The following is a 14,908-nucleotide window of genomic DNA, read 5'->3' as shown; positions in this document are numbered from 1 at the left end:
GCGCAACGTTCCCGGATAAAAACCGGGGTCAGTCCCCGTGCGGGGACAGACCCCAAGCCTGACACGTTCGTTGCTTACAACAAACTCCGCAGCGAGCGCGCCTGCGCCGTACCCGCGGCATAGCGCGCAAACTGGTGCCGCCGGAAGCTGTCCAGCAAATCCGTGTCGGCCACGTACGCATCCAGGCGCCGCAGCGTGTCCGCCAGCGACTCGCGCGGGATCAGCTCCGCATCCGACCACAAATGCTCGGCCGTGCTGAGCGCTTCCGGCAACGGGTTCAGCAAGGGCACGCCGTTGCGCAGGAACTCGATCGCCGCGCTGGTGGGCGCGTCGTACATCAGGCACACGTCGACGCCCTGCGCGAACTCGCCCAGCGAGCCGCGCAAGGCCGCTTCCAGGTCCGCCCGCGCGATCGCGGTGGACCCCGTGATCAGTTCGAACAGCGACTGGCCCGGCCGGCACCGCACCGCCAGTTCCACGCCATGCCGGCGGCACCATTGTTCGATTTCCTTCAGCCCGTCCAGGTAAGGCCGCAGCGCGGTGCTGGGCACGCCATTGAGCGACAGCCCGCTCAGCAGCACGCCGAGGCGGCGCAGCGGCGCGCTGGCCGTGTTCAGGCTCAGTTGCTCGGGATACGCCAGCGTCATGTGGCGCAGCGCGCGGCCATTGCCGTCCAATACCGTGCGGCCCTGCATCACGTGCGTCAGCGCCGTCATGTTGCGGAACGTGAACTCGCTGCTGATGCTGACCTTGGCGTGCGGCAGCACGTAGACCGGCATGCGGTGGCGCGAGGCGTACGTCAGCAGCGGGCCGTGGAAGCCGGCGTCGTGGTCCGAGATCAGCATGCGACCCGGCCGTATGCCGCCGAAATACGTCTCCAGCAGGAACAGGCTGGCCAGTTGCGACTGGTACAGCTTGGCCAGGTGCACGGCCTGGCGGGCGCGGTAGTCGCTGCTGGCGATGTAGGGCTCCAGCAGGCCGTGCAGCAATGTCAGCAGCTGCTGGCCCGGCTCCTGCAAGGACGGCACGCCGGCCTGGGCCAGGCGCGCATGGTCCAGGCGCGCCATCTTGACCTGCAGATTCGGCGTCATCGGCATGCCCCAGTACTTCGGCTCGATGTTGACGATGCGGCTGCCGGCGGCCGCCAGCTCGGCGCGGAAGTGCGGCGCGTCGTAGAAGCAGGTCGGCAGGTGCGTCAGTACGTCGTACTGTTCCGGCACACTGCCGAACAGGTCCATCATGACGTCCGACTCGTCGGCGCGCTCGCCGTAGGCCACGGCCGAGAACGGCACGCCCCAGGTGCGCAGCCGCTCGATCAGCAGCAGCGCCGGCACGAACGACGGCCAGTAGAAGTTGGCGGGGTTGTCGCACACCAGCACGTGCACGTGGCAGTCGCGCAGCCGTCCCGCGATGCTGCTCCACAGGCCGCTGTACCACTGCCAGCCCAGCATCAGGTAATACAGGTTGAGCGACTGCCAGCCGCGCAGCGACAGCGTGGGGTGGTACGCGGCCAGCAGGGGGCGCAGCGCGTCGTCGACCTGCCGTTCCAGTTCGCGTACACGCACATACGCCTGGTGTTCCAGCTCGGGATAGGTCGGCGCGTCGTCCCACAGCAGCAGCTCGGGCCGCTTCAGCGACGTCTTGGCGATCTCGTCGACCAGGGTCGGGTCGAAGAAATACGTGCGATAGTCGCCCAGCGTGGGAGCCAGCTCCTGCGCGGCCGGCAGGTCGTACGAGGAGGTGATGATGAGCACTTGCTCCATGGGCCGCGCCTCCCGTCAGCGCTTGATGACGAGGCCCTGGCCCGTCGGCAGCGGCATCACGCGGTATTTGCGGGCGTCGAACCACGCATCCTCGGCCATTTTCTGGTTGCGGTATTCGCCCGACCACTCGTAGTCGTCCAGGATCACCATGCCGCCCGGCACCACGCGGTCGAACAGGGCGTCCAGCACGGCGATCTCGAACTGCGCGCTGTTCAGGTCGATGTGCAGGAAGGCGATCTTGTCCGGCGAGTTGTTTTCCAGCGACTGCGGCAGCAGTCCTTGCACCAGGCGCACGTTGTCGTAGCCGTTGAAGCGGGCGCAGATCTCCTTGTACAGCCCTTCCTCCTGGCCGGCGAAGGCGTGGTTTTCCACCGGGTTGTAGTCGAACGTGTCGTAGCCCCAGTAGGTCTTGTTGAAGTTTTCCTTGCCGAAGTAATCCACCACCGTCTTGATGCCCGTGCCGCGGTACACGCCGCATTCGACGAAGTCGCCTTCCAGCTGGATGCAGTGGTAGGCGGACGTGGCCAGGATGTAGCGGCGCCAGGCGATCGCGCGGTCGGCGTCGTTCTGTGTGTTCGACTCCCAGGCCTGCACGAACACCTTGTCCTCGAACGGCGAGTTGCTCTTGCCCCAGGTGAACAGGTTGTCGCCCAGGTAGGTGCCCGGCACGCACAGCGCGCGCGCTTCCTCCATCAGCTTGTAGAAGCGCACGGGATCGGACAGGCCCCACACGGTCTGAACCATGAAGTTGATGACCCGGCGCGGGTCGTCGATCGGCGTATGTTGCGGTAATTGCATGATGATGTCCTTCGGGTCGGTGGAGGGGAGGTGCAGCGGTGCGGCCGGGGTTTTCACCACCGAGCGCAGCGCGGCTTCCATGTGGCGCACGAAACGCGGACTGTCGAACAGGATGCAGGTGGCGCGCTGCTCCTGCAGGTGCTGCTTGAAGGCGGCGATGCGGTCGGGCTGGCCAGCCAGGGTCACGGCCAGGTCCTCGTATTCCTGCAGCGAATGCGTGATCAGCTCCGGCAGGCCCACGGCCTGCAGCAGGCTGCCCGCCATGCGCGCGCAGAACGTCTGGCCGGTGCAGGTCAGGAGCGGCAGACCGGCCCACAGCGCATCGCTGGCGGTGGTGCCGGCGTTGAACGGCAGCGTGTCCAGGAACAGGTCGGCCAGCTGGTAGCGTGCCAGGTAGTTCGCGGGCGAGGCCCGTTCGGCGAAATACAACCGGTCCGGATCGACACCGGCGGCGGTGGCGGCGGCACGCAGGTTGTCGCGCACGGCCTGGTGGTCCGAGACCAGCCACAGCACGCTGTCCGGCACCCGGCGCAGGATGTTCATCCAGCGCGCGAACACGTCCTCGGTGATCTTGAAGTTGTTGTTGAACGAGCAGAACACGAAGCCATTGTCCGGCAGGCCTACCTCGCCGCGCTGCGGCTTCGGCGCGATCTCGCGCTGGCGGTCGTTGATCTGGAAGCACTCGGGCACGTACAGCGGCTGTTCCGTGAAGTACGGCGCCAGCTCGGGCGGCAGCACGAAGCGGTCGGCCAGCACGTAATCGATGCAGGGCAGGGCGGTCGGGCCGGGGAAGCCCAGGTAGGTGATCTGCACGGGCGCGGGGCGGTAGGACAGGATATCCGGCCGCGTGCCCAGGGTCAGCCCGTGCAGGTCGATCAGGATGTCGATCTCGTGGGCGCGGATGCAGCGCGCCGCCTCCTCGTCCGTCATGCCGTCGATGCGGATGTAATGGTCCATCGCGCGCACCACGCGGGCGCGCAGCGGCGTGCCGTCCTCGCGGGTCCAGGAAAACGCGTACACCTCGAACTGTTCGCGGTCGTGCAGCTCATAGAGTTCCGCGGTCAGGATCGCCACGGCGTGCGAGCACAGGTCGGAGGACAGGTAGCCGATGCGTACCCGGTGGTGATGGTAGCCGTCGGCTGGCGCCATCGCCTGCGCCACGGCCGGCATCACCTTGTCCGCCACGAAGCGGCGGGCGGCGTCGAGCTGGGTCTGCGGATCGTCCGATGCGCTCAGCATCGCCAGCGCGGACGTGGCCGCGACCTGCTGCTCGTGCGTGATGCCGGGCAGCGGCGCGTAGACGGGCCAGCTGCACTGCTTCTGGCGCAGATGGATCACGTGCGTCAGCACCTTCGGCTGGTCCGGGTCGAGCAGCAGGCTCTGCTTCAGGATCTCTTCGGCTTCGGGGAAGCGCTTGCTCAGCTCCAGCACGCGGCCCAGGTTGTTCAGCGCCTGGATGTGGAAGCCGCGGTCGGCCGGCACGGACGGATCGGCCAGCACGGTGATCTTGCGCCACAGCGCCAGCGCGTCCTCGACCTGGCCCTTGCGCTCCAGCAGCGTGGCCATGTTCATGTTCGCTTCGATGAAACGCGGGTTCTGGGCCAGCGCGTGCAGGTAGCAGCGCTCGGCGCCCAGGTCGTCCTTCATATTGGCGAGGGTCACGCCCAGGTTGAAGTAGACGGCGTACGCGACCGGCGAGGTGGTGTTGTCCAGCCAGCTCTGGAACAGCTGCACGGAGCGGTGCGGATAGCCCGCCTCGGTCAGCATCTGCGTCACGGTAAACAGTTCGATGATCGGGAGCTTGCCGTCGGCCGCCAGCGCGGCGGCGGCCTGGGCCGCGGGTTCGAGGGCATTGCGGGCAAGGGCGTCCTGCAGGATCGCGGCCGCGTCGGCATGGGAGATGGAGGTGTTGGTCATTGTCCTGTCGTAGTCCGTGTCGCCGATGGTTCCGGGCGGCAACGATTCTAAACCACGGAGCGCCGTCCCGGTCAAAAGAAACACTATAACCTTCCAGTCGGGAAGCTGACACACGAAGTACACGTGGCTGCCGGCCGGCAACCGCCGGACGAAACCGGTAAGATGGACGCTTCTTACCTGATGGGCTTTGTCATGCTGCATACCCCTGCCGGCTTCACCCCGCTGATCGACCCTGCCCCGCATGGCGGCGCACCGCTGACGTTCGTGTTCCACAAAGGGAAACTGCTGCTGCGCAGCGTTGACGGTGCCGCGGGCGTGGAGGCGCTGCCGACCGATCTCGCCAGCCTGGGCATCCCCGTTGAACGGCTGCACCCGGTCGGCATCTGGCAGGGCCGCTACTGTCAGGCGGCGTGGACGGACAGCGAAGAGCTGCCGGACGACGCGCACGGCTGGCATGGCCTGCGCACGCTGTTCGGCGTCGCCGACCACGGCTTCATCGGCCTTGCGGGCCGTGCCAGCCAGATCGCGGACTGGGCCCGTACCCATCGCTATTGCGGCGCCTGCGCCACGCCGATGCGGCGTGCGACCGGCGAGCGGGCCTACAAATGCGAGGCCTGTGGTCACACGGCCTATCCGCAGATCTGTCCCGCCATGATGGTACTGATCCGCGACGGCGACCGCGTATTGCTGGCCAAGCACACCCGTTCGCCGCCCGGCCTGTTTACGGCGCTGGCCGGCTTCGTGGAAGCCGGCGAATCGATCGAGGAGGCGGTGCACCGCGAGGTGTACGAGGAAGTGGGCCTGCGCGTGCATAAGCTGCGCTACTTCAGCAGCCAGTCGTGGCCGTTCCCGAATTCGCTGATGGTGGCCTTCACGGCCGAGTACCTGGACGGCACGATCCGGGTCGATCCGGCCGAGATCGAGGAAGCGCGCTGGTTCGGACCGGGCGATGACTGGCCGGACACGCCGCACAGCATCTCGATCGCCAGCGCGCTGATCGAGGCGAACCGGCCAGGGCAGGGCTGAGCCGGCGCGGGCGGCGCTTCTTAGGTATACTGGCGGATACTCTTAATTCGGCAGTTCAATTATGTCTAAAGAAGCTTTCTCCGAGAACGACTGGCGTCGCCTGCTGTCCACGCTGGGCGAGGACCCCGATCGCCCAGGCCTGGCGGAAACGCCGCACCGCGTGGCCAAGGCGTGGAAACACTGGACCTCCGGCTACGACCAGGACCCTGTCGAACTGCTGAAGGCGTTCGAAGACGGCGCCGAGGCGTACAACGAGCTGATCGTCGTGCGCAACATTCCCGTCTATAGCCACTGCGAGCATCACCTGGCGCCGTTCTTCGGCATGGCGACCGTCGGCTACCTGCCGAACGGCAAGATCGTCGGCCTGTCGAAGCTGACGCGCCTGGTGGACTGCTTCGCCAAGCGCCTGCAAGTGCAGGAGCGCCTGACGGTGCAGATCGCCAATACGCTGATGGAAGTGCTGGAACCGAAGGCGGTCGGCGTCGTCATCAAGTGCCGCCACATGTGCATGGAAAGCCGCGGCATCCGCACGCCGGGCGAGGAAACGATCACCTCGTCGATGCTGGGCGAGCTGCAGTCGAACCTGGGCCTGCGCACCGAGTTCCTGTCGCTGGCACGCGACTAAACAGCAAACCGGGGTCAGGTCTGACATTCGGACATTTTGTCCGAATGTCAGACCTGACCCCGGTTGAGACCACGGTTGCTTACTTGCCCTCGGCCGCTTCGACAAACGTCAACTGATCGATCTCCGCCAGGAAATCGCCCAGCTTCTGCCCGGCCGCCGGTGCCTCGTCCTCGACCAGCGCGCACTGCTGCGTGTCGACGTGCCATACCTGCTTGCCTGCGCGCAGGCTCCAACGCCTGTCCCCTTCACTGAACAGTTCCAGCTTCGTGTCCTCCAGCGGCAGCTCGCCCAGCGGGATCGCGCGCTGGCAATCCGGCATGCGCGCCGCCAGCAAGGTGAAGCGGCCTTCCTCGCTCCAGAAATAGTCCTGCTGCCGCCGCACGGTCAGGCGGTGGTCCTGCGTGCTGTCCGCATAATAGGTGGCGGAATCGTTGTAGCAGCCGGCCAGCAGCAGCGCCGCGACGGCAATGGCGAGGTGACTCCGATATGTACGCATGGATGGGCGAAGGGACAGAAATGGTGTTGCCGCCGATTATAGCGGCTGCGCACGATAGACACGGCTGCCATTGCATTTCGGATAAACTTGCAGCTTCCCTTTGCTTGTCCAATCAATAACATGCCCGGATCCCGCACCGACGACCAGTCCTTCCGCCGTATTCTGTACCGCAACATTACATTGCCGCTGGCAGCAGGCGTCGTCAGCGCCGCCGTGTTCGTGGCAATCCTGGCCTATCTGCTCAATGCCTTGACACTGGTGGAGCACTCGGAGCGGGTCATCGGCAACGCCCAGGAGCTGCGCAAGCTGGCCGTGGACATGGAAACCGGCGTGCGCGGCTTCTTGCTGACGGGCGAGGAACCGTTCCTGGCGCCCTACCGCCTGGCCAAGCCGAAGATCGAGACGGCGCTGAACACCCTGGGCGAGCTGGTCAAGGATGACCCGCGCCAGATGGAGCGGCTGCGCAACATCCGCGCCCAGCAACTGCAATGGGACAAGGTGGCGCAGGACCTGATCCGCGCCCGCACCACGGGCGGCGACTACCTGGGCATTATCAAGTCGCAGCGCGCCAAGGTCGAGTTCGACGAGCTGCGCAGCCAATTCCAGGCCTTCATCCTGGAAGAGGACCGCATGCGCACCGAGCGCGCCGACAATGCCAAGACCGTCACCTACGTGACGGTAACGGGCTATCTCACCATCAGCCTGATCATCAGCGGCTTCCTTGCCTACTGGGGCCGGCGCGAGCTGACCCGCCTGTCCGAGGTGTACGGCAAGGCGCTGGAGGAGCAGCGCGTGCAGGCCGAGCGCGTCGAGCGGCAAGCCTGGCTGCGTTCGGGCCAGAGCAAGCTGGCCGAGCAGGGCATCGGCCAGCGCTCGCTGCCGGCCATGTCGGCGGCGCTGCTGAGCTTCCTGGCGCGCTACCTGGACGTGGCCGTGGGCGCGATCTACGTGCGTGGCCCGGACGGCACGCTGCACCGCACGGCGGGCTACGGCTTCGCCAACCACGAGGAGGAATACGCCAAGGACATCGCGCCGGGCGAGGGCATCGTCGGTCAGGCGGCCGAGGACCGCCGCATCGTCCATCTGGAAAACCTGCCGAATTACTACTTGAAGCTGAGCTCGGCGCTGGGCAGCGGCTCGCCCAACCAGATCCTGGTGGCGCCGGTGGAAAGCGACGGCGAGGTCAACGGCGTCGTCGAGCTGGGCTTCCTGCGCCCGGTAGGCGAGCGCGAGATCGATTTCCTGAAGCTGGTGGCCGGCAATATCGGCACGGCGATCGAATCGACGCTGTCGCGCCAGCGCCTGCAGGAAGTGCTGCAGGAAACCCAGCAGCTGAACGAGGAACTGCAAGTGCAGCAGGAAGAACTGCGCACCGCCAACGAGGAACTGGAAGAGCAGTCGCGCGTGCTGGAGGAATCGCAGGCCACGCTGGAAAACCAGAAGGCCGAGCTGGAACAGACCAACGAGCAACTGGCCGAACAGGCCGTGGTGCTGGACCAGCGCAACAGCGCGCTGAACGACGTCCAGCTGCAGCTGGAGGAACGCGCACGCGACCTGGAGCGCGCCAGCCAGTACAAATCGCAGTTCCTGGCGAATATGTCGCACGAACTGCGCACCCCGCTGAACAGTTCGCTGATCCTGGCCAAGCTGTTGTCCGACAATCCGCAGGGCAACCTGAACGAGGAACAGGTGCGCTTCGCCCAGACCATCTACTCGGCCGGCAACGACCTCCTGAACCTGATCAACGACATCCTCGACATCTCCAAGGTCGAGGCCGGCAAGCTGGAACTGAATCCCGAGGAACTGCGCCTGCAGCAGGTGGTGCAGGGCATGCAGCGCACCTTCGAGCCGCTGGCCCAGCAGAAGGGCCTGCAGTTCATCGTCGAGATGGCACCGGGCCTGCCGGAGACGGTGTACACCGATTGCCAGCGCCTGGAACAGATCCTGAAGAACCTGCTGTCGAACGCCGTCAAGTTCACGGATGCGGGCCGGATCGCCCTGCGCGTGGCGCCAGGGCCGAACGGCCAGGTCAGCTTCGCCGTCGAGGATTCCGGCATCGGCATCCGCGCCGACCAGCATGAGACCGTGTTCGGGGCCTTCCAGCAGGCCGACGGCACCACCAGCCGCAAGTACGGCGGCACGGGCCTGGGCCTGTCGATCTCGCGCGACCTGGCCACCCTGCTGGGCGGTTCCATCACCCTCGTCAGCGAGGAAGGCAAGGGCAGCACGTTTACCTTGACCCTGCCGCTGCAGTGGTCGGCTCCGCACAAGACGGAAGCGCAACTGCCGCCGGCGACGCCGCACGTGGCCGTACCGGCACCCCGCCCGGCGCCGCAGCCGGAACGCAGCGCGCTGCCACCGGTGCCGCCGGTGCCGGCGCCGGCGCCGGTCCAGGTGCCGCGCGCGTTCGACGACGACCGCGACAAGGCACCGCCGCCGGAGCGCACGGTGCTCGTCATCGAGGACGAACCCGCGTTCGCCCGCATCCTGTATGACCTGGCGCACGAGATGAACTACCGCTGCCTGGTGGCCTTCGCCGCCGACGAGGGCCTGGCGATGGCGGAGCAGTACCAGCCCAGCGCGATCCTGCTGGACATCCGCCTGCCGGACCGCTCCGGCTTGTCCGTGCTGCAGCTGCTGAAGGATAATCCACGCACGCGGCACATCCCGGTGCACGTGGTCTCCGCCTCGGACGCGGAGGAGGCGGCGCTGCACATGGGCGCCGTCGGTTTCGCGTTGAAACCCACCACGCGCGAGGAGCTGCTGGACGTGTTCGCGCGCCTGGAGCAGAAGTTCACACAGAAGATCAAGCGCATCCTGCTGGTCGAGGACGACGCGCGCCAGCGCGACAGCGTGGTGCAGCTGATCTCGGACGAGGACATCGAGATCGAGGCGGTCGAATCGGGCGAGAAGGCGCTGGCGCTGCTGCGCACGACGATTTTCGACTGCATGATCATCGACTTGAAACTGCCGGACATGCAGGGCAATGAGCTGCTGCAGCGCATGTCGCACGAGGAGATCGCGTCGTTCCCGCCGGTGATCGTCTACACGGGCCGCAACCTGACGCGCGCCGAGGAGGCGGACCTGCACCGCTACTCGCGCTCGATCATCATCAAGGGCGCGCGCTCGCCCGAGCGCCTGCTGGACGAGGTCACGCTGTTCCTGCACAAGGTGGAATCGGAGCTCTCCAGCGAACGGCAGACGATGCTGAAAACGGTGCGCTCGCGCGACCGCGTGTTCGAAGGCCGCCGCATCCTGCTGGTGGACGACGACGTGCGCAACATCTTCGCGCTGACCTCCGCGCTGGAGCAGAAGGGTGCCATCGTGGAGATCGGCCGCAACGGCTTCGAGGCGCTGGAGAAACTGGACGCGGTGGCCGACATCGACCTGGTGCTGATGGACGTCATGATGCCCGGCATGGACGGCCTGGAAGCGACCCGCCGCATCCGCGCCGACAGCCGCTTCGCGCGCCTGCCGATCATCGCCATCACGGCCAAGGCGATGAAGGACGACCAGGAGCAGTGCCTGGCCGCCGGCGCCAACGACTACCTGGCCAAGCCGATCGACCTGTCGCGCCTGTACTCGCTGCTGCGTGTGTGGATGCCTGCCCTGGACCGGATCTGACATGCAGCACCGCCAACAGCACAGCGATACCGACATCGAGCTGCGAATGCTGATGGAGGCGATCTACCTGAAATACAGCTACGACTTCCGCGACTACACGGGCGCGTCGCAGAAGCGGCGCGTGCTCCATGCGATGCGCGAGATGGGTTGCGACACGATCTCGCAGCTGCAGTCGCGCGTGCTGCACGAGCCGGCCGCGTTCTCCGAGCTGCTGCAGTACCTGACGATTCCCGTCACCGAGATGTTCCGCGACCCGAGCTACTACGCGGCGCTGCGCGAACATGTGATGCCGGTGCTGTCGACGTATCCGTCGCTGAAGATCTGGGTGGCCGGCTGCAGCACGGGGGAGGAAGTGTATTCGCTGGCGATCCTGCTGAAGGAAGAGGGGCTGCTCGAGCGCAGCATCATCTACGCCACCGACATCAACCCGCAGTCGCTGGAAAAGGCGAAAAAGGGCGTGTTCCCGCTCGACAGCATGCGCGCTTACACGGAAAACTATCAGGCCGCCGGCGGCAAGCGCGCGTTCTCGGACTACTACACGGCGGCCTACAATGCGGCGCTGTTCGACCGCTCGCTGGCCGAGAACGTGACGTTCGCGGACCACAGCCTGGCAACCGACACGGTGTTCGCGGAAACGCAATTCATCAGCTGCCGCAATGTGATGATCTATTTTAAGAAGAAGCTGCAGGAGCGGGCGCTGGGCCTGTTCCATGAGTCGCTGTGCCATCGGGGCTTCCTGGGTCTTGGCAGCAAGGAAAGCATCGACTTCTCCAGCTATGGCCCGCGCTTCGAGCCGATCGTCAAGCGCGAACGGCTGTTCAGGAAACTGTGATGGACACGACGGCATTGCAGGCACTGCTGCAGGGACGCGAGTTCGCCGCGATCGTGATCGGCGCCTCCGCCGGCGGCGTCAACGCGCTGCTGGAGATCCTGCCCGGCCTGCCGAAGGACTATCCTTATCCCGTGGTGACCGTGCTGCACGTGATGAAGGGGCGCCAGAACCAGCTGGCCGAGGTGTTCCAGCAGCGCCTCGCGCTGCGGGTGCTCGAGGCCGGCGACAAGGATGACCTGCGCCCGGGTACCCTGTATTTCGCACCGGCCGGTTATCACTTGTCGGTCGAGGAGGGCGGCGTGTTTTCGCTGAGCCAGGAGGAGCCGGTGCACTTCGCCCGGCCCGCGATCGACCTGACGATGCAGTCGGCGGCGGACGTGTATGGCGACCAGCTGGTGGGCATCCTGCTGACGGGCGCCAACCAGGATGGCGCCGCGGGCCTGGCGGCCATCGGCGCGGCCGGCGGCCTGACGGTGGTGCAGGACCCGGCCGAGGCACAGGTGGCCGTGATGCCGAACGAAGCGATCAGGTTGCGCCAGCCGGACCTGGTGCTGACCCTGCGGGAGATACGCAGCCTGCTGACGATGTTGGAGAAGAGACAATGAACACTATGGCCAACCAGGGTGCCACGCGCGAAGCGACGAAGCTGTTGATCGTGGACGACCTGGCGGAGAACCTGCGCGCGCTCAATGCCGTCATCCGCGCCGACGACCGCGTGGTGTACCAAGCCACGTCCGGCGAAGAGGCGCTGGCGCTGCTGCTCGAGCACGACTTCGCGCTGGCGATCCTGGACGTGCAGATGCCCGGCATGGACGGCTTCGAACTGGCCGAACTGATGCGCGGTACCGACAAGACGCGCCACATCCCGATCGTCTTCGTCAGCGCCGCCGGCAAGGAACTGAACTACGCCTTCAAGGGCTACGAGACCGGCGCCGTCGACTTCCTCTACAAGCCGCTCGATCCTGACGCGGTACGCAGCAAGGTCAACGTGTTCGTCGACCTGCATTGCCAGCGCATGGAGATCCGTCGTCGCGTGGAGGAGCAGCAGGCCACGATGAACGAGCTGCGTGCCGCGCAGGAGGAGATGCGCTACGCGCTGCGCATGCGCGACGAGTTCATGTCGATGGTGGCGCACGAGCTGCGCACGCCACTGAACACGCTGTTCCTGGAAACGCAGATGCGCAAGATGCAGCTGGACCGGGGCAACCTGGAGGCATTCGCACCGGACAAGCTGGCCGGCATGGTGGCGCGCGACGAGCGCCAGATCCAGGCCATGATCCGGCTGATCGACGACATGCTGGACGTCTCGCGCATCCGTAGCGGCGTGCTGTCGATCCGGCCCTGCGATACCGAGCTGCAGGAGATCCTGCGCCGCCTGACGGCCGACCTGGCGCGCCAGGCTGCCGACGCCGGCACCATGTTCGTGCTGGACGCGCCGGTGCCGGTCAAGGGCTGCTGGGACGAGTTCCGCATCGAACAGGTGATCATCAACCTGCTGACGAATGGCTTGCGCTACGGCGGCGGCAAGCCGGTGCAGGTGCGCCTGTCCGCCAGCGAACGCGAGGCCCGCATCGACGTGATCGACCAGGGCCCCGGCATCGCCGAGGACATGCAGCAGCGCATCTTCCTGCCGTACGAGCGGGGCCAGGGCAACGGCGTGCCGTCCGGCCTGGGCCTGGGCCTGTACATCTCGCGCCAACTGGCCGAGGCGCACCAGGGCACGCTGACGGTGCAAAGCAAGCCGGGCGAAGGGTCGGTATTCACGCTGACGCTGCCGCGCGGCCAAGCCGCGGGGGCCTGAGGTGGGCGAACCGCTGGAGCCGGCCCGCGCGGGCGACGTCATCGATGCGCGCGCGCTGCAGCATGCCGTTGGCCGGCTGGTCGAGCTGGCGGGCGAGTTCTGCGACGCGGTGGCGGACAACACCACGTTCCCGGAACAGCGCCAGATCCTGCGGCGCACGCACAGCCTGCTGAACCTGTCCACCTGGCTGGACGGCGGTCCGGATATCGCACTGGCGCCCGGCCAGCCGCGCGTGACAGCGGCCCAGGTCAACGACGCCATCGATTATGTCATGGCGGCCAGCAGCCGCTGCGGCTCGCTGGCCGCGCGCATCGCCCTGATCGACGCGCTGCTCGACTTCTTCCAGGACGTGCTGCGCGGCGAAGGCGATGCCATCGTGGCCTCGGCGCGGCGCTTGAAGGACGCTTGCGATGCCGGCACGCCATCCGCCGGCGTCCTGGCAGGTCGCTACCGCCTGGCCGATTTCCACGCCCGCGCCTGGGAAGCGGCACAGTACGTGCTGATGCCGTTGCGCGGCTTGCGCTCGCCCGACATGGCCGAGATCGGGGAGGCCGTGCAGCCCGAGCGCGCGCCGGTGACGGCGGCGTCCGGCGCGATCGCGCGCGTGGCCTCGACGATCGGCACGCTGCAGACGGCCAATGTGGCGACGCCGCAGATCCTGCACTCGACCCATGCGGACGGCCCGAAGCTGGCCGCGCTGACCAGCGACGACGTGCTGCAGTTGAAGGCACGCGCGCCGGGCGTGCGCGTGCTGCCGCTGGTGTATTACGAACTGACGCGCCGGCCCATGCTGGAAGTGGCGAAGGGGCCGGACCATGCGGCTGCGGCGCTGGGCGCCGCCCTGGCCCTGACCGTGCAGGTGGTACGCGCTGGCACGGGCGGCAGGCCGGCGCCCGTGGCGGGCGCGCGCGTGATCGCGTTTACCGATTTCGCCCAGCGCGCCGGCGCCGAAAGCCTGAGCGACGCCAGCGGCATGGCGAAGCTGGATCTGCAAGCGGGCGTGCCGCTGCAGGCCCTGCTGGTGTATGGCCCACCCGGCTACTGGGGCCTGTTCCGTCGCGACGTCACCTTGCGCAAGGGCGAGACGCTGGCGCTGCAGCCCATCGACCTGGGCGCGCCGGACTTCCTGTCGAAGCTGTACGGCGGCGCGCCCGACAACGCGGGCGCCGGCGTCACGGTGGGTGTCATCGACACCGGCGTCGATGACACCCATCCGGACCTGGTGGTGGCGGGCGGCGCCGCCTTTGTGGTGGCGGAAAACGACGCGGGCGGCGCCGGCCCGGCCGCCATCGACGGCGACCATGGCAGCCACGTGGCCGGCATCATCGCCAGTCGGGGCCGGCCGCCGTCGGGCAAGCGCGGCGTGGCGCCGGGCGTGCGGCTGATGAGCTATCGCGTCTTCCCCAATGGCGGCACGGGCGCCACCAACTACGACATCGTGCGCGCCATCGACCGCGGCGTGGCCGACGGCTGCGACCTGCTCAACCTGAGCCTGGGCGGCTCGACCCGCGACGAGGCCGTGCGCGAGGCGATCAAGGACGCCTTCGACAAGGGCACGCTGTGCATTGTCGCCACCGGCAACGACGGCCGCGGCCCGGTCAGCTATCCGGCGCGCTGGCCGGAGGCGGTGGCGGTATCGGCCGTCGGTGACACGGGCACGTTTCCCGCCGAGTCGTCCGAAGCGCTGGACGTGCTGGCGCCGTTCGCGCGCGACGACGCGGCCGTGTTCGTGGCCGGCTTTTCCAACGTGGGGGAAGAGGTGGACCTGACGGGGCCCGGCGTCGGCATCGTCTCGACGGTACCGGGCGGCGCGTACGCCGTGATGAGCGGCACGTCGATGGCCTGCCCGGCCGTCACCGGCGTGGCGGCCGCGCTGCTGGCCTGCCACCCCGAAGTACTGGCGATGCCGCGCGACAGCCGCCGCGCCGTCGAGATGTTGCGCCTCGTGAATGCCGCCGCCGGCACGCTCGGCTTCGAGCGTACCTTCGAGGGACTGGGGATGCTGGCGCCGCACGCGCCGGACTGA

10 protein-coding genes are annotated in these 14,908 nt (G+C 67.2%); 7 read left to right on the top strand and 3 right to left on the bottom strand.

The window, feature by feature from the left end:
- Nucleotides 1–74: 74 nt before the first annotated feature.
- Entirely contained in the window at nucleotides 75–1,763 is a 1,689-nt protein-coding gene (locus E7V67_025590; protein ID WUR13022.1) for a hypothetical protein, read from the bottom strand.
- A 15-nt stretch (nucleotides 1,764–1,778) separates the two neighbouring features.
- Entirely contained in the window at nucleotides 1,779–4,478 is a 2,700-nt protein-coding gene (locus E7V67_025585; protein WUR13021.1) for a TylF/MycF/NovP-related O-methyltransferase, read from the bottom strand.
- A gap of 192 nt (nucleotides 4,479–4,670) precedes the next feature.
- On the opposite strand from E7V67_025585, the gene nudC reads away from it, so the two are divergent.
- Both nudC and folE read left to right on the top strand, forming a co-directional pair.
- Nucleotides 4,671–5,504, top strand: a complete 834-nt coding sequence (gene nudC / locus E7V67_025580; GenBank protein WUR16346.1) for an NAD(+) diphosphatase — start codon at nucleotides 4,671–4,673, stop codon at nucleotides 5,502–5,504.
- A 61-nt stretch (nucleotides 5,505–5,565) separates the two neighbouring features.
- Nucleotides 5,566–6,129, top strand: coding sequence for a GTP cyclohydrolase I FolE (gene folE, locus E7V67_025575; GenBank protein ID WUR13020.1), 564 nt, complete (start codon nucleotides 5,566–5,568; stop codon nucleotides 6,127–6,129).
- Nucleotides 6,130–6,208: 79 nt separating this feature from the next.
- Here folE and E7V67_025570 read toward each other — a convergent pair whose 3' ends face one another.
- Entirely contained in the window at nucleotides 6,209–6,625 is a 417-nt protein-coding gene (locus tag E7V67_025570; GenBank protein ID WUR13019.1) for a hypothetical protein, read from the bottom strand.
- A 120-nt stretch (nucleotides 6,626–6,745) separates the two neighbouring features.
- On the opposite strand from E7V67_025570, the gene E7V67_025565 reads away from it, so the two are divergent.
- Genes E7V67_025565 through E7V67_025545 form a run of 5 tightly spaced genes read left to right on the top strand, consistent with a single transcriptional unit; the run spans nucleotide 6,746 to nucleotide 14,908 of the window.
- Nucleotides 6,746–10,249, top strand: a complete 3,504-nt coding sequence (locus E7V67_025565; protein ID WUR13018.1) for a response regulator — start codon at nucleotides 6,746–6,748, stop codon at nucleotides 10,247–10,249.
- A 1-nt stretch (nucleotide 10,250) separates the two neighbouring features.
- The gene (locus tag E7V67_025560; protein ID WUR13017.1) at nucleotides 10,251–11,081 is read left to right on the top strand and encodes a protein-glutamate O-methyltransferase CheR; all 831 of its coding nucleotides are present in this window, start codon (nucleotides 10,251–10,253) and stop codon (nucleotides 11,079–11,081) included.
- Nucleotides 11,081–11,686: a chemotaxis protein CheB gene (locus tag E7V67_025555; GenBank protein ID WUR13016.1), complete on the top strand. Its 606-nt coding sequence runs from the start codon at nucleotides 11,081–11,083 to the stop codon at nucleotides 11,684–11,686. Before E7V67_025560 ends, E7V67_025555 begins: the two co-directional genes overlap by 1 nt.
- A complete protein-coding gene (locus E7V67_025550; protein WUR13015.1) occupies nucleotides 11,683–12,882 on the top strand; it encodes a hybrid sensor histidine kinase/response regulator in 1,200 nt (399 codons plus the stop codon). The genes E7V67_025555 and E7V67_025550 overlap by 4 nt, the downstream gene beginning before the upstream one ends.
- A gap of 1 nt (nucleotide 12,883) precedes the next feature.
- On the top strand, nucleotides 12,884–14,908 hold the full coding sequence (locus E7V67_025545) for a S8 family serine peptidase (GenBank protein ID WUR13014.1): 2,025 nt from the start codon (nucleotides 12,884–12,886) through the stop codon (nucleotides 14,906–14,908).

The sequence above is a fragment of the [Empedobacter] haloabium genome, from assembly GCA_008011715.2.
In the GTDB taxonomy this organism is placed as follows: domain Bacteria; phylum Pseudomonadota; class Gammaproteobacteria; order Burkholderiales; family Burkholderiaceae_D; genus Rugamonas; species Rugamonas haloabia.
The sequence above is the reverse complement of the archived record's forward strand: the minus strand, read 5'-3'. Positions and strand labels throughout refer to the sequence as shown.